Consider the following 24,834-nt stretch of genomic DNA (forward strand, 5'->3'; position numbering starts at 1 on the left):
TGCGGACAGTGTCTGGTGGGTAGTTTGACTGGGGCGGTCTCCTCCTAAAGAGTAACGGAGGAGCACGAAGGTCAGCTAATCACGGTCGGACATCGTGAGGTTAGTGCAATGGCATAAGCTGGCTTGACTGCGAGAGTGACGGCTCGAGCAGGTGCGAAAGCAGGTCATAGTGATCCGGTGGTTCTGAATGGAAGGGCCATCGCTCAACGGATAAAAGGTACTCCGGGGATAACAGGCTGATACCGCCCAAGAGTTCATATCGACGGCGGTGTTTGGCACCTCGATGTCGGCTCATCACATCCTGGGGCTGAAGTAGGTCCCAAGGGTACGGCTGTTCGCCGTTTAAAGTGGTACGCGAGCTGGGTTTAGAACGTCGTGAGACAGTTCGGTCCCTATCTGCCGTGGGCGCTGGAGAATTGAGGGGGGTTGCTCCTAGTACGAGAGGACCGGAGTGAACGCACCACTGGTGTTCGGGTTGTCATGCCAATGGCATTGCCCGGTAGCTAAGTGCGGAAAAGATAAGTGCTGAAAGCATCTAAGCACGAAACTTGCCCCGAGATGAGTTCTCCCTGACTCCTTGAGAGTCCTGAAGGGACGTTGAAGACTACGACGTTGATAGGCCGGGTGTGTAAGCGCAGCGATGCGTTGAGCTAACCGGTACTAATGACCCGTGAGGCTTAACCTTACAACGCCAGAGGCGTTTTTGAGAGACAGATTTTCAGCTTGTTAACCGGATACAGTTGTGTCCTGCGGACTGAAGTCCGAAGGATTTTGCGCTGAGGCAAGGCGGCAACCGACCGATACGAAGGAGCATACTGAAGTATGTGACGGAGTAGCGCGAGGGCGGCCAACGCAGCATCAGCACAAAAGACACAGGACAGAGCACAAAGAATTTGCCTGGCGGCTTTAGCGCGGTGGTCCCACCTGACCCCATGCCGAACTCAGAAGTGAAACGCCGTAGCGCCGATGGTAGTGTGGGGTCTCCCCATGCGAGAGTAGGGAACTGCCAGGCATCAAATTCGTTCCTTTTCCCCTGACAAGGAAAATAACAGGAACAGACGGCCATCAGCCAGTCGCTGACAGCTGTGAAGGAATCGGTGGAGCGGTAGTTCAGTTGGTTAGAATACCTGCCTGTCACGCAGGGGGTCGCGGGTTCGAGCCCCGTCCGTTCCGCCACCCTATTAGGGGCGTAGTTCAATTGGTAGAGCACCGGTCTCCAAAACCGGGTGTTGGGGGTTCGAGTCCCTCCGCCCCTGCCAGAAAACGATCCTTTGCTTCGGCAAAGGATTTTTTTTTGCCTTTAAAAAAGCAAAAAAGAAAAACCAGCTAAATCTAACTGGCCTCTGATCTTCCCTGCCTACTGTCCTGCCTGCAAATTCAGCTATTTTGCCTGACCAGAATCGGGAATTTAAGCAACTGACGGATATGTGCCTGCTGCTCGCTGTTCTGCAACCAGACAGCATAGAGCGGACGCACGGCGACGGGCGTATCCGGAATCACCATCAACTCACTGTACACACTCTGCCAGAAGTCCGGCAGAAATGCGCATGCTCCGGTGGTATGTAGCAGTTCACGGGTGACATGTGCCGACGTGGTGGTCAGTACCGGTACATCATCAGCCCCGGAGAGATAGCTCTGATGCTGATGAAAATCTGCTCCCCATTCCAGCTTGATATAATCATATTTTTCACGCTTCTCGCTCTGCCGGGCGCAGAAAAGCGCCAGTGAAATATGACCAATCTGCTGACTGGTTAACTCATCCATCTTAGGTGCTTCAGTGGTGATCAACAGATCCAGCTGGCGCTCATGGAGTTGCTTAACCAGCAGATGTCGTTGTGCCACGCGCGCTTCTAAGTGCAGGCTCTCCCGATTCTCGTAGAGCGTCTGTAGCCATGGCGTCAGATAAGCCTCCCATAGTGATGCACTGGCACCTATTGAAAGCTCATGGTGCTGCTGAGTGTGAGAAACCTCCTTCTTCGCCATCATCCAGGTGCTCATCAGGCTTTCAGCATAGGGGAGCAGTCGCTCTCCGGCCGCCGTCAGACGTATGTTATTGCGATGCCGTGTAAAAAGGTTAACGCCAAGCTGATTCTCTAACTGACGGATGCGAAAACTGACAGCAGATTGCGTGAGGTAAAGTGCTTCTGCAGCACGCCCGAAATGGCGAGTTCTGCTCACTTCCAGGAAAGTTTTCAGTAATTCCGTATCCACAGCGTTCTCCCAAAAAATGTTTGTCGTATAGATTTAAATGTTTTGTTTTACACTCTGTCAAGCCTATCTAATACTCCGCGCCATTAACAGCACGGCATTAGAAAATCAGGAGCGTGTAACATGGCGGAAAGCTTCTCAACAGAGAATCGTTTCTTTGATAACAAACATTACCCGCGTGGTTTCTCACGCCACGGTGACTTTACTATTAAAGAAGCTCAGCTTCTTGAACGCCACGGTTTTGCCTTTAATGAGCTGGATTTATCAAAGCGTGAGCCTGCAACCGAAGAAGAACGTTTGTTTATTGAAGTGTGTCGTGGCGTGCGTGAGCCGCAAACGGAAGCTGAACGTGTATGGTCTAAGTATATGACCCGCATTAAGCGTCCTAAACGTTTTCATACGCTGTCTGGCGGTAAACCGCAGATGGACACCGTTGAAGACTTCACCGACAGCGACGATTAACAGAGAAGGGGCGAAAGCCCCTTTTTTATTGCAGGCTGTTATGCAGATGGATCATTAATCGATCTATCGTGCGATAGCTGACAGCTTCCTGCAGATGATGCCGGGTGATGTCTGTTTCCCCAGCCAGATCGGCCAGGGTACGGGCCACTTTTAAAATCCGCTGCCATGCCCGTACAGATAAACCCAGTTTCTCCAGCACTGACTCCAGCCACTCCGCATCCTCTTTAGCAGGCTGACACCAGCGCATAATCTCTGCATTGTTTAAATGCGCATTTATTTTTCCTGCACGGGTCAGCTGAATGTCACGTGCTGCGACCACCCGATGACGAACCTGCTCAGATGCTTCCGCTTTGGCGCGCTGACCGCTGAGCATGCCGCTGGGGAGTAGCGGCACCTCCAGCGAAAGATCAAAACGATCAAGAAAAGGGCCGGATAGCTTACTGAGATAACGCAGCACCTGCTGGGGTGAGCAGCGGTTATGCTGTCCCTGATAGTGTCCGGTTGGACTTGGATTCATCGCAGCAATCAGCTGAAACCGGGCCGGGTAGGTAACTTTTGCCCGTGCGCGTGAAATAGCGATGATGCCCGACTCTAATGGTTCGCGCAGGGAGTCCAGTACCTTGCGATCAAATTCCGGTAATTCATCCAGAAACAGCACGCCGTTATGCGCCAGTGAGATCTCACCGGGCCGTGGCAGTGAGCCGCCGCCAATCAGAGCATAGAGAGAGGCGCTGTGGTGAGGTGATCTGAAAGGACGGGTGCGCCACTGTCGATGCAGGGTATTGCTGTTCACCAGGCTGGCGATTGCCGCGCACTCCAGTGCTTCCTGATCGCTTAAAGAGGGCATGATGCCGGGCAACCGGGTAGCGAGCATGGTTTTACCGGTGCCAGGGGGCCCGATCAGCAACAGGTTGTGCCCGCCAGCCGCAGTGATCTCCAGTGCTCTGCGTCCCTGTTCCTGACCAATGATATCAGCGAGATCGTCAGCAGGTGCATCGCCCTGATGCTCAGGATATTGGGCTGTCGGTAATGTAAGTTCATTGCGCAGAAAGGCGCACACTTCGCTGAGGTGAGAGGCAACCAGCGACGAGCCCTGACGGATTAGCCCGGCATCACACTGATTCTCAGCGGAGAGGACCAGCTGTCGTCCAGCCTGAATGGCTACCATGGCCGCTGGAATCGCGCCCTGTACACCGCACAGTGCACCGTCGAGTGCCAGCTCACCCAGAAACTCATAGTGCGTCAGCTTGTCGGCAGGAAGCTGCTCAGAGGCCACCAGAATGGCAATCGCCATGGGTAAGTCATACCGCCCGCCCTCTTTGGGTAAATCTGCGGGTGCCAGATTGATGGTGACGCGTTTTGCCGGGAAGGCAAAACCGCTGTTGATAATGGCGCTGCGTACCCGCTCACGCGCCTCTTTCACCGTGGTTTCAGGCAGCCCCACCAGCGTTAACGCAGGCAGTCCGTTACTGATGTGTGCCTCGATGGTCACCAGCGGGGCTTCCACTCCCAGCGCTGCCCGGGTCAGAACTTTTGACAATGACATACTCGCTCCTTGTTACCGTCAGTCTGGTGACAGCATCAAAGGAAAGCCAGGGCATCATCAGCACTATTCGGGTCATTGCACAACCTATCAGAAGTTTTTTCACAACCTGTTAAAACGCTGCGTGTCTGCGCGCAAATTCACCAAAACATTATTACGTCAGTAAAGTGATGAATAATTATCATCATGTAATTATTTCTTGTATTACAAATTGATAGACCGCGATTTAGCGCCAGGCGCTAAAAAAATTCTGTAAAAAAAGTTGTGTCATGCCCCCTGACTATGATAACTCTGTAGGCATTACTTCGAACAAGCGAAAGAATTGAACAACACATGAAAGCCCTTCTACAAGTGATTAGCCTGGTCGTGATTAGCGTGGTGGTGGTTATTAACCTACCGTGCGGGGCAACGCTTGGAGAAAGAAAGGCTTAGAAATCAAGCCTCGAATCCGAAAAAACCCCCGCACCGAAAGGTCCGGGGGTTTTTTTTCGACCAGAGGAAATATCAGTAAATCCACAAGGAACAAACAATGAACAGTAGCATAAAATTCTGTTGTTCCGGTCAGGACACAGGAGAATAGCGATGACAGGTGCACAGTGGGTAGTTCAGGCTTTACGCGCGCAGGGTGTTGATACCGTATTCGGTTACCCTGGCGGCGCAATCATGCCGGTATACGACGCGCTCTACGACGGCGGCGTGGAACACCTACTGTGTCGCCACGAGCAGGGCGCTGTGATGGCGGCGATCGGTTATGCGCGCTCAACCGGCAAAACCGGCGTCTGTATCGCCACCTCTGGCCCTGGCGCGACCAACCTGATTACCGGTCTGGCAGATGCCATGATGGATTCGGTTCCGGTGGTTGCCGTAACGGGTCAGGTCTCTTCCGCTTTTATTGGTACCGACGCCTTTCAGGAAATCGACGTACTGGGCTTATCGCTGGCCTGCACCAAACACAGCTTCCTGGTTGAATCGCTGGATGAGCTGCCCGCCATCATGGCAGAAGCCTTTGCGCTGGCGCAGTCGGGCCGTCCGGGTCCGGTACTGGTGGACATTCCTAAAGATATTCAGATTGCGCAGGGAGAACCTGCCCCGCATCTGGTTCCGGTAGAAGAGGGAAGCGCGCTGCCGCATCAGGCGATTCAGGAAGCACGCGCACTGATGGCGCAGGCCAGAAAACCAATGCTCTATGTTGGTGGAGGCGTTGGCCTGGCACAGGCTGTTCCGGCACTGCGCGCGCTGGCAGAAGAGACCGGCATCCCGGCAGTGGCCACCTTAAAGGGGCTGGGCAGCGTAGATCCCCACAGCGAGGTGTATCTCGGCATGCTGGGGATGCACGGTACTAAAGCCGCCAACCTGGCGGTGCAGAGTTGTGACTTACTGATCGCGGTCGGCGCCCGTTTCGATGACCGCGTGACCGGCAAGCTGGACACCTTTGCCCCCCATGCCAGCGTAATTCATCTCGATATCGATCCCGCTGAGTTAAACAAATTACGTCGTGCACACGTCTCTCTGCAGGGTGATCTCAACGAACTGCTGCCCGCCCTGAGTCAGCCTCTGCATATCAACGCCTGGCGCGATGAGATGAAAGCGCTTAAGGCCAGTCACCCATGGCGCTACGACCATCCGGGCGAAGCGATCTATGCACCGCTGTTGCTGAAGCAGCTTTCCGATCGCAAACCGGCCAATACCGTAGTGACCACCGACGTCGGTCAGCACCAGATGTGGACGGCGCAACACATGGCATTCAGCGCGCCAGAGAACTTCATCACCTCCAGCGGCTTAGGCACCATGGGCTTTGGTTTACCCGCCGCCATCGGTGCGCAGGTTGCACGCCCGGAAGATACGGTTATCTGTGTCTCGGGCGATGGCTCCATCATGATGAACATCCAGGAGCTGGGCACCATCAAGCGCGGCAAACTGCCGGTCAAAATCGTACTGCTGGATAACCAGCGTCTGGGCATGGTGCGTCAGTGGCAGCAGCTGTTTTTCGATGGCCGCTACAGTGAAACCAATCTGTCCGACAACCCCGACTTCCTCACGCTGGCCAGCGCTTTCAATATTCCCGGCCAGCGCATTACCCGTAAAGATCAGGTCGACGCCGCCCTTGATGCTCTGCTGAACAGCGAAGGTCCTTACTTCCTGCATGTTGCAATTGATGAGCATGAAAACGTCTGGCCACTGGTACCGCCGGGTGCCAGCAATGCAAACATGATGGAGAAAACTGTATGAACCAGCATCAATTGTCTATCGAAGCCCGTTTCCGCCCTGAAATATTGGAGCGCATTTTACGCGTAGTGCGTCACCGCGGTTTTCAGGTCTGTTCTATGAACATGGCCTCAGTCGCCAACGCAGAAAACATTAATATTGAAATGACCGTTGCCAGTCAGCGTTCCGTCGATTTACTGTCTTCGCAGTTAAGCAAATTGATCGACGTTGCATGCGTTCAGATTCAACAACAGACAACACAACAAATCCGCGCTTAGCCGCGAGAGGGAATAACAATGAGCACGAAGAAAGCAGACTTTATTTGGTTCAATGGCGAGATGGTTAAGTGGGAAGAGGCGAAGGTCAGCGTCATGTCCCACGCGTTGCACTACGGTACGTCGGTATTTGAAGGCGTGCGCTGCTACGACTCTCACAAAGGACCGGTTGTGTTCCGCCATCGCGAACACATGCAACGTCTGCACGACTCCGCCAAAATCTATCGCTTCCCGATTAAAAGCAGCGTTGATGAGCTGATGGAAGCGTGCCGCGAAGTCATCCGCGTGAACAAACTGAAAAGTGCTTATATCCGTCCGCTGGCCTTTGTCGGCGATGTGGGCCTGGGCGTGAACCCGCCAGACGGCTTCACCACCGATGTGATCATTGCGGCGTTCCCGTGGGGCGCATACCTGGGCGCTGAAGCCCTTGAGAACGGCATCGATGCCATGGTCTCCTCATGGAACCGCGTAGCACCGAACACCCTGCCAACCGCCGCTAAAGCGGGCGGTAACTACCTCTCCTCACTGCTGGTGGGCAGCGAAGCCCGTCGTCACGGCTATCAGGAAGGGATTGCGCTGGATACTAATGGCCTGATCTCAGAAGGTGCAGGCGAAAACCTGTTTGAAGTTAAAGATGGCGTGCTCTTTACCCCGCCATTTACCTCTTCAGCACTGCCGGGCATCACCCGCGATGCCATCATCACGCTGGCGCGCGATATGGGCATTGAAGTGCGTGAGCAGACCCTGTCGCGTGAATCTCTCTATCTGGCTGACGAAGTCTTTATGTCTGGCACCGCGGCAGAAATTACACCGGTGCGCAGCGTTGACCGCATTCAGGTTGGCGAAGGCAAACGTGGCCCGGTGACCAAACGCATCCAGGAGGCCTTCTTTGGCCTGTTCACCGGCGAAACCGAAGACAAATGGGGCTGGTTAGATCCGGTTAACCCATAATCAGATACAGCGCGGGCGTCATCTGACGTCCGCGAGCTTATTCTTACTGGAGTAAATAGAGTATGCCTAAGTACCGTTCCGCCACCACCACCCACGGCCGCAATATGGCGGGTGCCCGTGCCTTATGGCGCGCGACAGGAATGACCGACGACGATTTCGGCAAGCCGATCATCGCTGTGGTTAACTCATTCACCCAATTTGTGCCGGGCCACGTTCACCTGCGTGATCTTGGTAAACTTGTCGCCGAGCAGATCGAAGCGGCAGGCGGTGTGGCTAAAGAGTTCAACACCATTGCGGTGGATGACGGTATTGCCATGGGTCATGGCGGCATGCTGTATTCACTGCCGTCGCGTGAGCTGATTGCTGACTCGGTCGAGTACATGGTCAACGCCCACTGTGCCGACGCCATGGTCTGCATCTCTAACTGCGACAAAATCACCCCGGGTATGCTGATGGCGTCATTGCGCCTCAATATTCCGGTGATCTTCGTTTCAGGCGGACCGATGGAAGCGGGTAAAACCAAGCTTTCTGACCAGATCATCAAGCTGGATCTGGTAGATGCGATGATTCAGGGTGCCAACCCGAACGTCAGCGATGCCGACAGCGAGCAGATCGAACGCTCTGCCTGTCCGACCTGCGGCTCCTGCTCCGGTATGTTCACCGCCAACTCGATGAACTGCCTGACTGAAGCACTCGGTCTGTCGCAGCCTGGCAACGGTTCACTGCTGGCTACGCACGCCGATCGCAAAGAGCTGTTCATCAATGCCGGTAAGCGCATCGTAAGCCTGACCAAGCGCTATTACGAGCAGGATGATGTCAACATGCTGCCGCGTAACATCGCGAACAAGGCCGCTTTTGAGAACGCCATGATGCTGGATATCGCCATGGGTGGCTCCACCAACACCGTGCTCCACCTGCTGGCAGCCGCACAGGAAGGCGATATCGACTTTAATATCTCCGACATCGATCGCCTGTCACGCAAAGTGCCTCAGCTCTGTAAAGTGGCGCCAAGTACCCCGAAATACCACATGGAAGATGTGCATCGCGCGGGTGGCGTGTTCGCCATTCTCGGCGAGCTGGATCGTGCCGGCCTGTTCGACAGCAGCGCCCGTAATATCCTGCAGCAGACCATGCGTGAAACGCTGGATCAGTACGACATCATGCTGACCAAAGATCAGGCGGTAAAAGATATGTTCCGCGCGGGTCCGGCGGGTATTCGTACCACCCAGGCGTTCTCACAGAACTGCCGCTGGGACACGCTGGATGATGACCGTGCCGAAGGCTGTATCCGTACCCGTGAAAACGCTTACTCGCAGGATGGCGGTCTGGCCGTGCTCTACGGCAACATCGCGGAAGATGGCTGTATCGTAAAAACTGCGGGCGTAGACAAAGAGATCCTGACCTTCACCGGTCCGGCCAAAGTCTATGAAAGCCAGGATGACGCCGTTGAAGCGATTCTGGGCGGCAAAGTCGTTGCGGGCGATGTGGTCGTCATTCGCTACGAAGGTCCAAAAGGCGGGCCAGGCATGCAGGAGATGCTCTATCCGACCACTTATCTGAAATCGATGGGGCTGGGCAAAAGCTGCGCGCTGATCACCGATGGTCGTTTCTCTGGCGGTACGTCGGGCCTCTCTATCGGTCACGCCTCGCCTGAAGCAGCCAACGGTGGCACCATTGCGCTGGTCAAAGATGGCGACACCATCGAAATCGATATCCCTAACCGCGGTATCAAACTCGCCGTACCGGATAACGAACTGCACGCCCGTCGTGAAGAGCAGCAGGCACGTGGCGATGCGGCGTATACGCCGGTCAATCGTCAGCGTGAAGTCTCCTTTGCGCTGCGTGCCTACGCATTACTCGCGACCAGTGCTGACAAAGGCGCCGTCCGCGATAAGAGCAAGCTGGGAGGCTAACGATGGCCGAGTCTCAACCGCTACCCGAGGCGCCTTGTGGCGCCGAGTATTTGCGCGCAGTGTTGCGTTCACCGGTGTATGAAGTGGCACAGGTGACGCCGCTGCAGGTTATGGAAAAAATCTCATCGCGTCTCGGCAACACCATTCTGGTGAAGCGGGAAGATCGTCAGCCGGTGCACAGTTTTAAGGTGCGCGGTGCCTACGCGATGATTGCCGGTCTGAACGAAGAGCAGAAAGCGCGCGGCGTGGTAACGGCGTCAGCCGGTAACCATGCGCAGGGCGTGGCGCTCTCCGCCACTAAGCTGGGCATCAAGTCACTGATTGTGATGCCGCTGGCGACGGCAGACATCAAGGTTGATGCGGTGCGCGCATTTGGCGGTGAGGCTTTCCTGTTCGGGGCCAACTTTGACGAGGCGAAAGCCAAAGCGATAGAACTCTCTGAACAGCGCGGTTACACCTTCGTGCCGCCGTTTGACCATCCGGCCGTCATAGCCGGACAGGGCACGCTGGCGATGGAGCTGCTGCAGCAGGATGCGCATCTCGACCGGGTCTTTGTCCCGGTTGGCGGTGGAGGTCTGGCAGCTGGCGTCGCGGTGCTGATCAAGCAGCTGATGCCGCAAATCAAAGTGATTGCGGTGGAGTCAGAAGATTCAGCCTGCCTGAAAGCAGCGCTGGAGGCGGGTCATCCGGTCGATCTGCCGCGCGTCGGGCTGTTTGCCGAAGGGGTGGCGGTGAAACGGATTGGCAGCGAAACCTTTCGGCTCTGTCAGGAATACATCGATGACATCATCACCGTCGACAGCGATGCCATTTGTGCCGCAATGAAAGATCTGTTTGAAGATGTCCGTGCTGTGGCGGAGCCCTCTGGCGCGCTGGCGCTGGCGGGCATGAAAAAGTATATCCAGCAGCACGGGATCAAAGGCGAGCGGCTGGCACATGTGTTATCCGGGGCCAACGTCAATTTCCACGGCCTGCGCTACGTTTCTGAGCGCTGCGAGCTGGGCGAACAGCGTGAAGCGCTGCTGGCCGTAACGATCCCGGAACAGCAGGGCAGTTTCCTGCGTTTCTGCCAGACGCTGGGTGGACGGTCGATTACCGAGTTCAACTACCGCTACGCCGATGCGGACAAAGCCTGCATCTTTGTTGGCGTACGACTGACGCGCGGCGTAGAAGAGCGCAGCGAGATCATCAGCGAACTCACCAGCGGCGGTTATCAGGTGGTCGATCTCTCGGATGATGAGATGGCGAAACTGCACGTGCGTTACATGGTGGGCGGACGTCCTTCTAAACCACTGCGTGAACGCCTCTTCAGCTTTGAATTCCCGGAGGCACCCGGCGCGTTGCTGAAGTTCCTGCAAACGCTGGGCACCCACTGGAATATCTCGCTGTTTCATTATCGCAGCCACGGCACCGATTATGGCCGTGTGCTGGCCGCTTTTGAACTTGGCAGCGATGAGCCACGCTTCGAAGAGCATCTCACCGATCTGGGTTACGACTTTCATGACGAAAGCCAGAACCCGGCATTCCGCTTCTTCCTGTCAGGCAACTGATTACAGCTGGCTCCAGAAAGCACTGATCAGCGGCTCTCCGAGCCGCTTTTTTTGCACGCAGATGCCGAGTTCGAACGGCGCAACCGAGTCAATATTCTCCAGTAGCAGCACGCGGTTACGCACTGGATCCGGGCTGTTTTCCAGCACCACATCCGGTAAAAGTGCAATACCGCAGCCCAGCGCCACCATCGAAACAATCGCCTCATGCCCCGAGACCGTGGCGTAAATCACCGGATTCGGGATGCGCTGGCGGCGGAACCAAAGATCGATACGTCGCCGTGCCGGTCCCTGCACCGGCAGGATAAACGGAATTTTTGACCAGTCGGGCTGCGGCTGTGTTGCCTGGGTACGAACGGCACAGGGCAGTGCAGGCGCGATCAGCACCAGCGGGATCAGCCCCAGTGGCATAAAATCAATGCTGGCGGGCAGCGTTTCAGGACGGCCGGCAATGGCCAGATCGGCATCGCCGGAGTGCACTTTTTCCACCGCATCCGCGGCATCGCCGGTATCCAGTTTGATTTCGACCTGCGGATGTTCAGCCCGAAAGCGGTCGAGGATGGGCGGCAGATGACTGTAGGCCGCCGTCACTGAGCAGAACAGGCGCAGCTCGCCGCTGAGCGACGGACCGTTAAGATCCATCACATGGCGCAGTTGCTGATACTGCAACAGCGTCTGCTGGGCAAACTGGCGCAGGCGTTCGCCCGCTTCTGTCAGCGTCACGGTGCGGTTATCGCGCAGAAACAGCGCATGGCCGACATCTTCTTCAAGCCGCTGGATCTGGCGTGACAGCGTGGAAGGGCTGACGTGCATAGCACGCGCAGTGCGCCCGAAGTGGCAGCTTTCTGCCAGATGAAGAAACAGTTTCAGATCCCGTAAATCCATGTGCGTGTCGCCTCTGGGTGGTGTTGCATTTCTTGCAATGTGACGTTGTTAATATATCAATTTAAGCAACAGAATTCCTGTCATATGATGGGGTCATTCGCGGCGCTGCATGACACGCCGTTCCTGAACAAAAAAAGCAAACACAACCTTACCGGAGTACCCATGGCTAACTATTTCAACACATTGAACCTGCGCAACCAGCTGGCGCAATTAGGCAAGTGCCGTTTCATGGCGCGCGATGAATTCGCGGATGGTGCCAGTTTCCTGAAAGGCAAAAAAGTCGTTATCGTTGGCTGTGGTGCGCAGGGCCTGAATCAGGGTCTGAACATGCGTGATTCCGGTCTGGATGTGGCCTATGCACTGCGTGCTGAAGCAATTGCGGAAAAACGCCCTTCATGGCGCAAAGCGACCGATAACGGTTTCAAAGTGGGCACCTACGAAGAACTGATCCCGCAGGCTGACCTGGTGGTAAACCTGACGCCAGACAAGCAGCACTCCGCTGTAGTTCAGGCTGTTCAGCCGCTGATGAAAGATGGCGCTGCGCTGGGCTACTCGCACGGTTTCAACATCGTTGAAGTGGGCGAAAGCATTCGTAAAGACATCACCGTGGTGATGGTGGCACCGAAGTGTCCGGGTACAGAAGTTCGTGAAGAGTACAAACGTGGCTTTGGTGTACCGACGCTGATCGCGGTCCATCCGGAAAACGATCCAAAAGGCGAAGGCATGGCGATTGCCAAAGCCTGGGCAGCAGCAACTGGCGGCGATCGTGCTGGCGTGCTGGAGTCCTCTTTCGTTGCAGAAGTGAAATCTGACCTGATGGGTGAACAGACTATCCTGTGCGGCATGTTGCAGGCTGGTTCACTGCTCTGCTTCGACAAGCTGGTGGCTGAAGGCACTGACCCGGCTTACGCAGAAAAACTGATCCAGTTCGGCTGGGAAACCATCACCGAATCACTGAAGTTTGGCGGCATCACACTGATGATGGATCGCCTCTCTAACCCGGCTAAACTGCGCGCTTATGCGCTGTCAGAGCAGCTGAAAACCATCATGGCACCGCTGTTCCAGAAACATATGGATGACATCATCTCCGGCGAATTCTCTTCCGGCATGATGGCGGACTGGGCTAACGATGATAAAAACCTGCTGACCTGGCGTGAAGAGACCGGCCAGACCGCGTTCGAAACCGCTTCACAGTATGAAGGCAAAATCGAAGAGCAGGAGTACTACGACAAAGGTGTGGTGATGGTTGCGATGGTTAAAGCGGGCGTTGAGCTGGCGTTTGAAACCATGGTGGACGCCGGTATCATTGAAGAGTCTGCTTACTACGAATCACTGCATGAGCTGCCGCTGATCGCGAACACCATCGCCCGTAAGCGCCTGTATGAAATGAACGTGGTGATCTCCGATACCGCCGAATATGGTAACTACCTGTTCTCCTTCGCCGCGGTGCCGCTGCTGAAAGAGTTCATGACCACGCTGCAGCCAGGCGATCTGGGTAAAGCGGTTGAAGGCACGCAGGTTGATAACGCGCAGCTGCGTGACGTTAACGAAGCGGTTCGCCAGCATCCGATTGAAACCGTTGGCCGTAAGCTGCGTGGCTACATGACCGACATGAAGCGTATCGCTGTCGCGGGCTAATTACCGTCATCACAGTTTTCAGCAAAACAAACCCCGGCTTGCCGGGGTTTTTTGTTGGTGAACAACGGCTGGACGGTTCTCTGTGAGACCGTGCCTGCACTGCTGTGAGACAGTGCAGGCACATGGAATACGGTCAGATCGGAAAGACGCAAAACCGCCATCCATGGCATGCTCGGCCCGCGCGATTACGCACCTCATCCCTGAGGTGCGCCCGTTTCCGGGCCAACGCTTTGCGTTGTTCAAAAACGCTCCCGGCGTTTTTGTCCCTGGCGCGGGACGCTTTCCTCTTCTGACCGTATTCCCTGTGCCCTTAAGCTTCTTTATTGCTGCCAGTATCAATACGCTTTTCAGCGAGGTCCGGTTTTTTCAAACAGAAAGCTAACCCGCTTAAGGCGTATGCTCCCTGAGCCTGTCGCCTGATATTGTTTAACCCTTCAGAGCGGTTGTACTCTGTGAGCCTGCTCCATAAAAAAACCCGGCAGCCGCCGGGTTTTCACTGACCTTCATCCAGCCGGATTAAACGTCATACAGCGTCTGATTACGTGTCTCTTTACAGGCGAGCAATGCAATCAGCGTCAGCACGGCCATCGACGCCAGATAAAGCCCCACCGCCTGCAAACCATAATGCGCATTCAGCCAGGTCGCGATATAAGGCGCAACAGAGGCACCCAGAATCGATGAGAGGTTATAAGAGAACGATGCGCCGGTATAACGCACTTCGGTCGGAAACAGCTCCGGCAGCAGGGCGCCCATCGGACCAAAGGTCAGGCCCATAATGCTCAGACCCAGCAACAGAAACGCCATCACCAGCGCCTGCGATCCGGAACCGAGCATCGCCGGAAACAGGAACGAAAACGCGATAATCATCAGCGTAATGGTAATCATCGTCTTGCGGCGACCAAAACGGTCAGCCAGCAAACCGGCAATCGGCACCATCACTCCAAAGCCAATCACCGCCAGCATCAGCATCCACAACATACTATTACGCGGAATACCCAGACCGGCCGGTGCTGCCGTGGTGCCGTAGCTCATCGAATAGACGGTCATGATATAGAACAGCGTATAGGTCGCCAGCATGATAAAGGTGCCGAGAATGGTGGCAGTCAGATGCTTGCTCAGCAGCGCCGCAATGGGCACCCGAACCTGCTTCTTCTCTTTCTGTACTTTGGCAAACACCGGACTCTCATGCAGCGAAACGCGCACATACAGGCCAATCAGCACCAGCACGGCAGAGAGAATAAACGGCACGCGCCAGCCCCACTGCATAAACTGCTCGTCGGTCAGCAGCCACGAAAGCAGCAGAAAAGTGCCGTTAGCGAAGAAAAAGCCAATCGGCGCACCCAGCTGAGGGAAGGAGCCGTAAAGCGCACGCTTCTTCGCCGGGGCATTTTCCGTCGCCAGCAGCGCCGCGCCACCCCATTCACCACCCAGTCCCAGTCCCTGACCAAAACGCGCCAGCGCCAGCAGCAGCGGAGCCATCACGCCGATGGTTTCATAGCCGGGCAGCAGACCAATCACCACGGTGGAGATCCCCATGGTCAGCAGCGAGGCAACCAGCGTGGCTTTGCGACCCACGCGATCGCCAAAGTGACCAAACACGGCGGAGCCAATCGGACGCGCGATAAAGGCGATAGCAAAGGTGGCCAGCGACTGTAGCGTCGCGACCGTGGCATCACCCTGCGGGAAGAAAATGTGCGGGAAAACAATCACCGCAGCAGTGGCATAAATATAAAAGTCGAAGAACTCGATGGCCGTTCCGACCAGCGAGGCAATCACCACTTTACTGCGTGAGTTAACCGGCGTGGGATCCTGCTGTTTGTCGAGCGTGTCTGTGAGGGAGGCTTGCATAACTGTTTCTTATTTGTAAATACAGACAAAGAATCTTACGCATCTGCCAGAGCGCATTCAATGATGAAAACCCGCGCCGCGTCTGGCTTCAGCGGGCAAAAAGAGGATAATTTCTGAGGTGCGACGAATGTCGGGTGATACCGGGGTAATCCGGACGATATATGGCGGGATACTCTACGAAAGGGCTAAATAAAAGTGACCCCTCAGCTATTCATCCTGTTATCTGGTTAAAAAATAGCCGAGGGGTGATATTTTCCGCTGTTGTTAACGGATTACGATGATTTGTGTCGTGACGCGCTGCCCGCTTCAGGCATTTGTGGGTCGTCTTTATATTTGGCGGTGGCGATCCACGCCGCACAGAACAGCGTCAGACGGGCGAAGAAGTAGAAAAACGCCATCAGGCCAAGCACGGAACCAAAGGCCGCACCGGAAGGCGAGGTCGCCAGCTTCGGCAGCGTCAGCGTCATCACAAACTTGATCACCTCAAAACCGATTGCCGCCAGCAGCGTGCCGCGAAACAGCGCTTTCTTACGCGGCTTATGACGCGGCAGGATCCAGAAAATCCACAGGAACAGCAGATAGTTAGCCATAACGGAAATCGAGGTGGCGATAATGGTCAGGGCGGGCCGTAACCAGTCGATGCCATCCAGCCCCAGTGCGCTGACGATCATTGCCTGCGCCGAACCGGCTACCGAGGTCAGCGACAGCGTAATCACCAGCGCCAGCATCAGACCGGTCAGCGACAGGAAATCGCGAATATAACGCTTCCAGATCTTCTCTTTGTCATCCGGTTTGCGTTCCCATACGTCGCGCGACTGGGCACGAATCGCTTCGCGCAGGTTACCCATCCAGTTAAGACCGGAGTAGAGCGCCAGCAGTAAACCGGTAATACCCACGGTGGCACGCTGCTGAATGGCGGTATTTACCGTATTCTTCAGCGTGGTGGCCAGCGTCGGGTCGCTGATGCTGCTGACGATTTTGTTGATGATATCGGTCAGCAGATCCTGGTTCGATGCCAGCACAAAACCCACGGCCGCAAACGACACCATCAGAATGGGGATCAGCGATAAAAAAGAGAAATAGGTAATGGCCGCGCCAAACTGGCTGCCGAGCCGATCATTAAAGCGGTCAAGGGCGCGAATAAAATGCGCCACTGCCGGGATCGCCTGAAACCAGGCGGCAAAACGCGACACGCGCACAATCGAATGATCAACCGTCTCGTTGCCGGTTTTAATATCGATAAGCGGCTTTTGCGGCTGCGTATCCTGCGGGTTTTCCTGCTTGTCTGTCATAGACCTTCACTGTCCTGTTTATCATTAAAATCAAAGTATAGCCGCTCAGGTGACGTACTCCTGTAACACCTGACTCAGCCACTCCATAAAAACCCGCACGCGACGCGCCACATTGCGCCGGTGCGGATAGAGCAGGTGGATCGGCATCGGTCTGGCGGGAAAGCGATGCAGCACTTCTACCAGCTCGCCTCTTTCCAGTAATGTCTGAATCCCGGCGGCAGGCACCTGAATAATGCCTAACCCCGCCAGACAGGCGGCGCGATAGGTTTCGGTGCTGTTCACGGTGACCACACCGCCGGTGTGAACATAGTGACACTGCCTGCCATCAAAATATTCAAAACCCGGTGAGGCCTGACCCAGTTGCTGGCTGTAATGCACCATCGCATGCTGCGACAGCTCTTCCAGCCGGATCGGCATGCCGAAACGCGAAAGGTAGCCAGGGCTGGCACAGTTGATCAAGGTATGGGTACCAATTTTTCGCGCAATCAGGCCAGAATCTTTGAGCTCACCGACGCGGATTACGCAGTCAAAACCTTCCCGGATTACATCCACCTGACGGTCGCTGCTGCTCAGCTCAATCTCTACGCCGGGGTAGTGCTGCAAAAATTCCGGCAGCCGTGGCAGGATAAAACTGGTGGCCATGGCCACAGACATATCAATCCGGAGTTTACCGCTGAGCGAGGCAGGCTCGTGCTGGAACAGGCTGTCCATATCGTCAATCATCGACAATAAATCAAGACAGCGATCGTAATAGACCAACCCGTCCTGGGTTAGTTGCACCCGGCGCGTGGTGCGATGCAGCAAACGTGTTGCCATTTGATTCTCCAGCGCCTGTATCTGCCGCGAAACGCTGCCTTTGGGGACACCTAAACTCTCTGCCGCTCGGGTAAAACTGCCCATTTCGGCCACCCGCACAAACACCTGCATTGCGTGAATTTTGTCCATGTTGTTCACCGATTGTTGTTTTTATTGAAACAGTGATGCGCATTTAACACTGTTTATAGATCAATAATTCGCGAATATCCTTAACCTGTGTTCAATTTTTCAACAGGTGCGAGAGATGAATCAGAAAGTGGCGTTAATTACCGGTGCAAACCGCGGTTTAGGCCGTAATGGCGCGTTAAAACTGGCGGCCAGGGGGACAGACATTATCCTGACTTACCGCAGCCATGCCGATGAAGCACAGACGGTGGTGAAGGAGATTGAGGCGCTGGGACGGCGTGCAGTGGCGCTGGCGCTGGACGTCGGCGAAACCGGTCAGTTCGATCGCTTTGTCGGCCAGGTGAAAGAGGCACTGCAACAGCAGTGGCAGCGGGAGCGCTTTGACTATTTAGTGAACAACGCCGGACACGGACACTACAAGCCATTTACCGACACTACCGAGGCGGAATTTGATGCGCTGGTTAATGTGCATTTCAAAGGGCCTTACTTCCTGACCCAGAAGCTGCTGCCGCTGATCAACGACGGTGGCCGCATCCTGAATATCTCCAGCGGTCTGACCCGGCTGATCTATCCTGGCTCCTCGACCTATGCGTCGATGAAAGGGGCGATGGAAGTACTGACGCGCTACCAGGCGAAGGAGCTGGGCGAACGACGCATTCGCGTCAATATCCTGGCACCTGGCGCGATAGAGACCGACTTTGGCGGTGGCCGGGTACGCGATACTCCCGAGATTAACCATCAGATTGCCGGGCTGACGGCGCTGGGCCGGGTCGGACTGCCGGATGATATCGGCGACGCCATCAGCGCGATCCTCAGTGACGAAACCGGCTGGATCACCGCTCAGCGTATTGAAGCCTCAGGCGGGCAGGGGATTTAACCGCTGGTGGCGTCGCGGAAAGCACCCCGCGACGTCGCCGCCTTTTACAGCGTAATGGTGCCATCGATAACGGTAACGGTATTACCGCCAATCCAGATGGTTTCACCATTAAAGGTTACGTTCACCCGACCGGCACGCTGCAGGGCAGTACCCTGACGCACGCGATAGGAGGTGGTATGGCCTGCGGCTGCAAAGTAACGCGCCAGACAGGCGTTGGCGCTGCCGGTCACCGGATCTTCGGTCAGGCTGCCATTTTCCACCAGCAGGCCACGCACTTCATACTGTTCATGCTCGCCCGAGGGCAAACGGCCAAAAGGCATCACGCCCGAGACACCCGCATGTTTAATCAGGCGCTGCAAATCGCTGACATTGGGCTGCAGCGCCAGCACGGCCTCGGCGCTGACCATCGGCACCAGCAGCCAGCGGATACCCATATCCACCACGGTCGGGCTTTGCGTCAAATCGAACGCATCGCTGTTTAAGGCGTTACCCATCAGCGCATCCTGCCATGGCATCAGGGTGGCAGCAGGCGCGGCAAAGGCCAGTCCGCCCGTCTCATTAATCTTCACCGTCACGTTACCGACGCCGCACTCCTGCACGATTTCGCCCGGCGTACGGGTTGGCCAGCCCGCCTCCAGCAGCGCGTGTGCGGTGCCCAGCGTCGGATGACCGGCAAACGGCAGTTCGCCTTCCACGGTAAAAATACGCACCCGGTAGTCCGCCTCTTCATGTTGTGGCGGCAGCACAAAGGTGGTTTCCGACAGGTTAGTCCAGCGGGCAATCGCCGCCAGCTGGCTGTCGCTCAACCCCTGAGCATCCATAATCACCGCCAGCGGATTGCCATTAAAGGCTGCTGAGGTAAACACATCGACTTGCTTAAACGCGACCTTCATGATGACTCCTTGCGATTGGGTTCAGTGCGGCCTTTTCTCTGCCGGATGATTGCTTATAACAGCTAACAGCGTTATCAATAAGTTAAAGATTTTACCGGAGACTGTGAATGCTAACGATCCTGGGACGCGCCTCCTCAATCAACGTGCGCAAAGTATTATGGCTGTGTGACGAGCTTGACCTTGATTATCAGCGCGAAGAGTGGGGCGACGGATTCCGCTCAACGCATCTGCCCGAATTCATGGCACTCAACCCCAATGCGATGGTGCCGGTACTGAAAGATGATGACTTTGTGATGTGGGAATCCAACGCCATCCTGCGCTATCTGGCGAACGCCTATGGCGGCGAGTGGCTCTATCCTCATCATCCGCAAACGCGTGCGCCTGTCGATCAGTGGATGGACTGGCAGTCCACTGAACTCAACACCTCATGGCGCTACGCATTTATGTCGCTGGTGCGAAACTCACCGGCTCATCAGGATCCACGTCTGTTGGCCGCGGCCAGCAAAGGCTGGGCACACACCATGAGCATTCTCAATCAGCAGCTGGAAAAAACCGGTCGCTACGTTGCCGGACGTAATTTCACGCTGGCAGACATTCCGATTGGTCTGGCGGTGAACCGCTGGTTTGAAACCCCGCTCGAACACCCTGATTATCCGGCGGTACGCACCTATTACGAACGCCTGACTGAACGCCACGGCTATACCGTCTGGGGCCGCAACGGTACACCCTGAGCCTCGCCGCAGGATACTCCCGCCAGTTCACAGGCGATTTCGCCCGCGCGTCTGATCGCCCAGCTGTAGCGCGCATCAAACGGATAGCAGCAGGAGAGGCGCAGTGCATGGTTGTAGCGCTCGCTCAGCGAATAGAGCGCGCCGGGCGTGACGCAAATCTGCTCCTGCAGCAGCCGATCAAACATCTCGGTGGTATTTACGCCGCCCGGTAACTCGACCCAGAAGACGAAGCCACCGCGCGGCAGCGTCGCGCGGGTGCCCTCCGGGAAGTAGCGGGCGATCAGCCCCCGCGCCTCATCCAGGTTGGCCGCGTAGCGACGGCGCAGCGTGCGCAGATGGTGGTCATAACCGCCGGAAGCAAGAAACTCCGCCAGCGTTTCAGAGAGCAGGGCGGATTCTGCCATCGACGACACCGCTTTCAGTCGGGCAATCGCATCATGAAAACGGCCAGCGGCGGTCCAGCCAATACGGAAATCGGGCGCCACGGTTTTGGTGAAGCTGGTGCAGTAGATCACCCAGCCGTCGCGATCAAAGGCTTTTACCGCGGGCGAGAGCGGCCAGTCGAACTGTAACTCGTCATACAGCCCATCTTCTATCAGCGGAACGTGGTAAGTATTCACTAACTTCGCCAGCCGCTTCTTGTTCTCCAGCGACATACCGCAGCCCAGCGGGTTCTGCGCGCTCGGCATCGCAATCAGCGCCTTAATTCGCTGCTCCTGAAGCAGCATCTCCAGCGCATCCAGCGACAGCCCATGCTGCGGATCGGTGGGGATTTCCAGCGCCTTAAGGCCCAGTGAAGCCAGCAGCGGGAAGAGGAAAAAGTAGGTTGGCGACTCCAGCCCCACGCAGTCGCCGGGCTGCGTGACCGCCCGCAGCGCCAGCTGAAGCGCCTCCATACAGCCGTGGGTCAGGGTGATCTCATCGGCGGTGAGCGTCTGTCCGGCGTGCAGCGCCCGTCGCGCAATCTCCTCCCGTAAGCGCTCACTACCGGGTGGAAGCGCATAGCGCCCAATCATGTTCGGATCACGGCGCAGCAGTGAGGCAGTAATCCGGGCAATACGCGCCGCAGGAAACAGCTCGCTATCCTGGGGGCAGGCCAGGGAAATATTGATGTAGTCGGGATGGTTCTGCGCCGCAAATACCTTATCGATCAGGTCGAGCTTGCTGCTGCTGGGGTCGCGTACCCGGGTTTTATGCTGACCATGGCGGGTCACGGCGGGCAACACGCCGCGCACGTAATAGCCCGACTGGGGACGCGCCTCAATCAGCCCGCGATCTTCCAGTAACTGCCAGGCATTCAGTACCGTATTGACGCTGACCTGATGTGACTGGGCGACGCGGCGGATCGCCGGCAGGCGTTTGCCAGGTTTCAGCGTTCCCTGATGGATAGCCTCAGCGAAGCTGTCTGCCAGCTGCTGATAGAGCGGCCGATCGGAAGTGGGAGCAAGGGACACAGTAGCCTCCGGATTGGATGGGTACAATTGCTGTTAACGGGAACTGTAACCATAACAATAGTGATTTTGTGTCACTGTTACCATCCCTTTCCCCGCCGTAGCATAGAACTCTGTCTGTTTTCAGGAGAGTCACTATGCTCGATCCCTCTTTCTTCAGTTACGTTACCGTCATGTCGATTACGCCAGGCCCGAACAATCTGTTGCTGGCGACCTCAGGCGTCAATTTCGGCATGCGCCGCACGCTGCCGATGGTGTTTGGCATACTGGTAGGTTGTGCGCTGCAAACGGTGATCGCCGGCGTCGCACTGGAGGTCTTACTGCACTGGATGGCGGCGATTCGCCTGCCGCTGACGCTGGCAGGCTGTGCCTATCTGTTGTGGCTCTCGTGGAAGATTTTCCGTGCAGCAGCACCTGAAGTGCGCAGCAAGCCGCAGCCCATGACGATGCTGGGCGGAGCCTGTTTCCAGGCGATCAATCCCAAAGCCTGGCTGATGGCGACCAATGTGGCGCTGTTGTACAGCGCCAGCAGCGGCGTGCTGACGGTGATGATCGGCTTTATGCTGCTGAACCTGCCCTGCATTCTGATCTGGGCTGCGCTGGGCGATCGCCTGCGCAGCCATCTGCAGATTGCCTGGAAGCGTCAGTTATTTAACAGCCTGATGGCGCTGTCGCTGGTGGCGACTACCATCTGGATGCTGACCGACGCCTTGCTGGCCGTTTAATCGGGTGCACCAGGTGCTGTGGCCGACGGCCATTTCCAGTTCTGCACCTCCGGCACATCTTCACCGTGTTCACGCACATAGCGATGATGCTCAGCGATGCGCTCCTGCAGAAAGTCCAGCAGCTCAGGATGCGCATCGGCCAGGCCAGGCACGCGAAGAATCGCCTCCTGCGCCAGATGATAGCGGTCAAGCTCGTTCAGCACCGTCATATCAAATGGCGTGGTGGTGGTTCCCTCTTCATTGAAGCCGCGCACATGGAAGTTGCGGTGGTTGGTACGCGAATAGGTCAGGCGATGTATCAGCGTCGGATAACCGTGGAAGGCGAAGATCACCGGTTTATCCTGGGTAAACAGCGCGTCGAATTCCGCATCAGATTTGCCATGCGGATGCTGATCCTGCGGCTGCAGCGCCAGCAGATCGACCACGTTCACCACGCGGATACGTAGTTCGGGCAGCATACCGCGCAGCAGATCCACCGCCGCCATCGTCTCCATGGTCGGCACATCACCGGCACAGGCCATCACCACATCCGGCTCCGCATGCTCTGGCGTGGTGCCCGCCCAGCGCCACTCGCCCATGCCCGCTTCACAATGGGTTACCGCACTCGCCATATCCAGCCACTGCGGCGCAGGCTGCTTGCCCGCCACAATCACATTGATGCGGTCCCAGGTGCGCAGGCAGTGATCGCCAACCCACAGCAGCGTATTGGCATCGGGCGGCAGATAGATGCGCACAATGTCCGCTTTTTTATTGGCAACGTGATCGATAAAGCCAGGATCCTGATGGCTGTAGCCATTGTGATCCTGTCGCCAGACGTGCGAAGAGAGCAGATAGTTCAGCGACGAGATCGGCTTACGCCAGCCCAGTTTACGCGACACTTTCAGCCACTTGGCGTGCTGGTTAAACATCGAATCGACGATGTGGATAAAAGCTTCATAACAGTTAAACAGCCCGTGGCGGCCGGTCAGCAGATAGCCCTCAAGCCAGCCCTGACACTGATGCTCACTGAGAATTTCCATCACCCGGCCATCACGCGCCAACTGCTCATCGTAAGGCTCAGTACGTTCCAGCCAGGTACGGCTGGTCACGTCGAAGACCGGCGTCAGGCGGTTAGAGGCGGTTTCATCCGGGCCAAACAGGCGGAAATTATCGCGGTTGCGCTGGAACAGCACGCTGAGATAGCGGCCCAGATGCTCAGTGGCCTGCGCCATCTGTGCGCCTGGCTCGCTGACATCGCAGGCAAACTCCGCGAGTTCAGGTGCATCCAGCTCACGGCGCAACAGGCCGCCATTGGCATAAGGCGAAGACCCCATGCGTTTATCACCTTCCGGTGCCAGCGCCTGCAGTTCCGGCTTTAAGCGACCCTGTTCATCAAACAGGTCGTCTGGCTGATAACTCCGCATCCACGTCTCAAGGATCTGGCGATGTCCTTCATCTTCGCGACAGGCCGCGACCGGCACCTGATGCGCCCGCCAGAAATCCTCCACTTTCTTTCCGTCGACCGTTTTCGGACCGGTCCAGCCTTTGGGACTGCGAAGAATAATCATTGGCCAGCGCGGCACCCCGGTGGTGGCTTTGCCCAGGCGCGCCTCGCGCTGATAAGCGGCGATTTTACTGAAGGCACTATCCAGCGCCTCCGCCATCAGCGGATGCATTTTTTCAGGCTCATGCCCGCAGACGAACAGCGGCTCATAGCCGTAGCCACTGAACAACTGGTGCAAATCTTCATCGCTGCTGCGACCCAGCAGCGTCGGGTTGGCGATTTTGTAGCCATTGAGATGCAGAATCGGCAGGACCGCGCCGTCACGTTCAGGATTCAGGAATTTGATGCCGTGCCAGCTGGAGGCCAGTGGACCGGTCTCCGCTTCGCCGTCGCCAATCACGCAGGGTACAACCAGTTCGGGATTATCGAAGGCCGCGCCAAACGCATGGGAGAGCGAATAGCCCAGCTCACCGCCTTCATTAATCGAGCCAGGCGTTTCCGGTGCCGCGTGACTGGGAATGCCCCCCGGAAAGGAGAACTGTTTGAACAGACGCTGCATGCCCGCCGCATCCTGCGTGATGTGCGGATAAATCTCGCTGTAGCTGCCCTCAAGCCAGGTATTCGCCACCATGCCGGGGCCGCCATGTCCTGGTCCGCAGATGTAGATCATATCCAGGTTTTGCTTCCGGATAACACGGTTGAGGTGGGCATAGATAAAATTCAGGCCTGGCGTTGTGCCCCAGTGACCCAGCAGACGCGGTTTAATGTGTTCCGGCCTGAGTGGCTCACGCAACAGCGGGTTATCCATCAGGTAAATTTGTCCGACGGAGAGGTAGTTTGCTGCCCGCCAGTAGCGGTCGAGCAGCGTGAATTCCGGTGAAGCAGGGGAATAAGACATGCAGTTTCCTCCTGATCGTGCAGCTAAAAGATGCCTTAACCCTAATAGAGAATGCCCGGATCGACCA

At 56.3% G+C, this 24,834-nt stretch carries 20 protein-coding genes, 2 tRNA genes and 2 rRNA genes; 15 read left to right on the plus strand and 9 right to left on the minus strand.

The window, feature by feature from the left end; genetic code table 11:
* From ACO6VX_RS16285 to ACO6VX_RS16300, 4 genes are all read left to right on the plus strand, one after another.
* Positions 1-685 (plus strand): 23S ribosomal RNA (locus tag ACO6VX_RS16285); the annotation flags it as partial.
* Between the two features lie 211 nt (positions 686-896).
* Positions 897-1,012 (plus strand): 5S ribosomal RNA (gene rrf, locus ACO6VX_RS16290).
* 87 nt (positions 1,013-1,099) lie between these two features.
* A tRNA-Asp gene (locus ACO6VX_RS16295) sits at positions 1,100-1,176 on the plus strand.
* 7 nt (positions 1,177-1,183) lie between these two features.
* Positions 1,184-1,259: transfer RNA gene (locus ACO6VX_RS16300), tRNA-Trp, on the plus strand.
* A gap of 118 nt (positions 1,260-1,377) precedes the next feature.
* Here ACO6VX_RS16300 and hdfR read toward each other — a convergent pair.
* A complete protein-coding gene (gene hdfR / locus ACO6VX_RS16305) occupies positions 1,378-2,211 on the minus strand; it encodes an HTH-type transcriptional regulator HdfR (protein ID WP_422458225.1) in 834 nt (277 codons plus the stop codon).
* A gap of 120 nt (positions 2,212-2,331) precedes the next feature.
* Here hdfR and ACO6VX_RS16310 point away from each other — a divergent pair, with 120 nt between their 5' ends.
* The gene (locus tag ACO6VX_RS16310; protein WP_010253568.1) at positions 2,332-2,670 is read left to right on the plus strand and encodes a DUF413 domain-containing protein; all 339 of its coding nucleotides are present in this window, start codon (positions 2,332-2,334) and stop codon (positions 2,668-2,670) included.
* Between the two features lie 25 nt (positions 2,671-2,695).
* On the opposite strand, the gene ACO6VX_RS16315 is transcribed toward ACO6VX_RS16310, so the two are convergent.
* Positions 2,696-4,216 carry a YifB family Mg chelatase-like AAA ATPase gene (locus tag ACO6VX_RS16315; RefSeq protein ID WP_325177573.1) on the minus strand — a complete coding sequence of 507 codons (1,521 nt, stop codon included), beginning with the start codon at positions 4,214-4,216 and terminating at the stop codon, positions 2,696-2,698.
* 330 nt (positions 4,217-4,546) lie between these two features.
* Between ACO6VX_RS16315 and ilvL the strand changes: the two genes are divergently transcribed.
* The 6 genes from ilvL to ilvA all read left to right on the plus strand — a co-directional run bounded on the left by ilvL (position 4,547) and on the right by ilvA (position 11,107).
* Positions 4,547-4,645 carry an ilv operon leader peptide gene (gene ilvL / locus ACO6VX_RS16320; protein WP_072101316.1) on the plus strand — a complete coding sequence of 33 codons (99 nt, stop codon included), beginning with the start codon at positions 4,547-4,549 and terminating at the stop codon, positions 4,643-4,645.
* A 150-nt stretch (positions 4,646-4,795) separates the two neighbouring features.
* A complete protein-coding gene (gene ilvG / locus ACO6VX_RS16325) occupies positions 4,796-6,442 on the plus strand; it encodes an acetolactate synthase 2 catalytic subunit (RefSeq protein WP_050680328.1) in 1,647 nt (548 codons plus the stop codon).
* On the plus strand, positions 6,439-6,696 hold the full coding sequence (gene ilvM, locus ACO6VX_RS16330; RefSeq protein ID WP_008926359.1) for an acetolactate synthase 2 small subunit: 258 nt from the start codon (positions 6,439-6,441) through the stop codon (positions 6,694-6,696). The genes ilvG and ilvM overlap by 4 nt, the downstream gene beginning before the upstream one ends.
* 18 nt (positions 6,697-6,714) lie before the next feature.
* Positions 6,715-7,644 (plus strand): branched-chain amino acid transaminase, encoded by a 930-nt coding sequence (locus ACO6VX_RS16335; protein WP_010253558.1) that lies wholly within the window; start codon positions 6,715-6,717, stop codon positions 7,642-7,644.
* A 62-nt stretch (positions 7,645-7,706) separates the two neighbouring features.
* A complete protein-coding gene (gene ilvD / locus ACO6VX_RS16340; protein WP_010253556.1) occupies positions 7,707-9,557 on the plus strand; it encodes a dihydroxy-acid dehydratase in 1,851 nt (616 codons plus the stop codon).
* 2 nt (positions 9,558-9,559) lie between these two features.
* Positions 9,560-11,107 (plus strand): threonine ammonia-lyase, biosynthetic, encoded by a 1,548-nt coding sequence (gene ilvA, locus ACO6VX_RS16345; RefSeq protein WP_010253553.1) that lies wholly within the window; start codon positions 9,560-9,562, stop codon positions 11,105-11,107.
* Here the strand turns inward: ilvA and ilvY are convergent, their stop codons facing one another.
* Positions 11,108-11,989: an HTH-type transcriptional activator IlvY gene (gene ilvY, locus ACO6VX_RS16350; protein ID WP_008926355.1), complete on the minus strand. Its 882-nt coding sequence runs from the start codon at positions 11,987-11,989 to the stop codon at positions 11,108-11,110. It lies immediately after the preceding gene.
* Between the two features lie 162 nt (positions 11,990-12,151).
* On the opposite strand from ilvY, the gene ilvC reads away from it, so the two are divergent.
* Positions 12,152-13,627, plus strand: a complete 1,476-nt coding sequence (ilvC, locus tag ACO6VX_RS16355; protein WP_010253551.1) for a ketol-acid reductoisomerase — start codon at positions 12,152-12,154, stop codon at positions 13,625-13,627.
* Positions 13,628-14,143: 516 nt separating this feature from the next.
* Here the strand turns inward: ilvC and ACO6VX_RS16360 are convergent.
* From ACO6VX_RS16360 to ACO6VX_RS16370, 3 genes are all read right to left on the minus strand, one after another.
* Entirely contained in the window at positions 14,144-15,475 is a 1,332-nt protein-coding gene (locus tag ACO6VX_RS16360; RefSeq protein ID WP_010671462.1) for an MFS transporter, read from the minus strand.
* Between the two features lie 272 nt (positions 15,476-15,747).
* Positions 15,748-16,767 carry an inner membrane protein YhjD gene (gene yhjD / locus ACO6VX_RS16365; RefSeq protein ID WP_010671463.1) on the minus strand — a complete coding sequence of 340 codons (1,020 nt, stop codon included), beginning with the start codon at positions 16,765-16,767 and terminating at the stop codon, positions 15,748-15,750.
* A 45-nt stretch (positions 16,768-16,812) separates the two neighbouring features.
* A complete protein-coding gene (locus tag ACO6VX_RS16370; protein ID WP_010253546.1) occupies positions 16,813-17,712 on the minus strand; it encodes a LysR family transcriptional regulator in 900 nt (299 codons plus the stop codon).
* A gap of 115 nt (positions 17,713-17,827) precedes the next feature.
* On the opposite strand from ACO6VX_RS16370, the gene ACO6VX_RS16375 reads away from it, so the two are divergent.
* Positions 17,828-18,586, plus strand: coding sequence for an SDR family NAD(P)-dependent oxidoreductase (locus tag ACO6VX_RS16375; RefSeq protein WP_010671464.1), 759 nt, complete (start codon positions 17,828-17,830; stop codon positions 18,584-18,586).
* A 44-nt stretch (positions 18,587-18,630) separates the two neighbouring features.
* Here the strand turns inward: ACO6VX_RS16375 and ACO6VX_RS16380 are convergent, their stop codons facing one another.
* On the minus strand, positions 18,631-19,479 hold the full coding sequence (locus ACO6VX_RS16380; RefSeq protein ID WP_010253539.1) for a PhzF family phenazine biosynthesis protein: 849 nt from the start codon (positions 19,477-19,479) through the stop codon (positions 18,631-18,633).
* 107 nt (positions 19,480-19,586) lie between these two features.
* Between ACO6VX_RS16380 and ACO6VX_RS16385 the strand changes: the two genes are divergently transcribed.
* On the plus strand, positions 19,587-20,210 hold the full coding sequence (locus tag ACO6VX_RS16385) for a glutathione S-transferase family protein (RefSeq protein WP_010253536.1): 624 nt from the start codon (positions 19,587-19,589) through the stop codon (positions 20,208-20,210).
* Here the strand turns inward: ACO6VX_RS16385 and ACO6VX_RS16390 are convergent.
* On the minus strand, positions 20,177-21,664 hold the full coding sequence (locus tag ACO6VX_RS16390; RefSeq protein ID WP_052270739.1) for a PLP-dependent aminotransferase family protein: 1,488 nt from the start codon (positions 21,662-21,664) through the stop codon (positions 20,177-20,179). The genes ACO6VX_RS16385 and ACO6VX_RS16390 overlap by 34 nt on opposite strands.
* Positions 21,665-21,798: 134 nt before the next feature.
* Between ACO6VX_RS16390 and ACO6VX_RS16395 the strand changes: the two genes are divergently transcribed.
* A complete protein-coding gene (locus tag ACO6VX_RS16395; protein ID WP_422458226.1) occupies positions 21,799-22,386 on the plus strand; it encodes a LysE family translocator in 588 nt (195 codons plus the stop codon).
* Here ACO6VX_RS16395 and ACO6VX_RS16400 read toward each other — a convergent pair.
* Positions 22,383-24,767: a phosphoketolase family protein gene (locus ACO6VX_RS16400; protein WP_122889823.1), complete on the minus strand. Its 2,385-nt coding sequence runs from the start codon at positions 24,765-24,767 to the stop codon at positions 22,383-22,385. The two genes, ACO6VX_RS16395 and ACO6VX_RS16400, sit on opposite strands and share 4 nt — an antisense overlap.
* Positions 24,768-24,834: the final 67 nt, after the last annotated feature.

It is taken from the genome of Pantoea sp. BJFS-204, from assembly GCF_049310725.1.
GTDB lineage: Bacteria > Pseudomonadota > Gammaproteobacteria > Enterobacterales > Enterobacteriaceae > Pantoea > Pantoea agglomerans.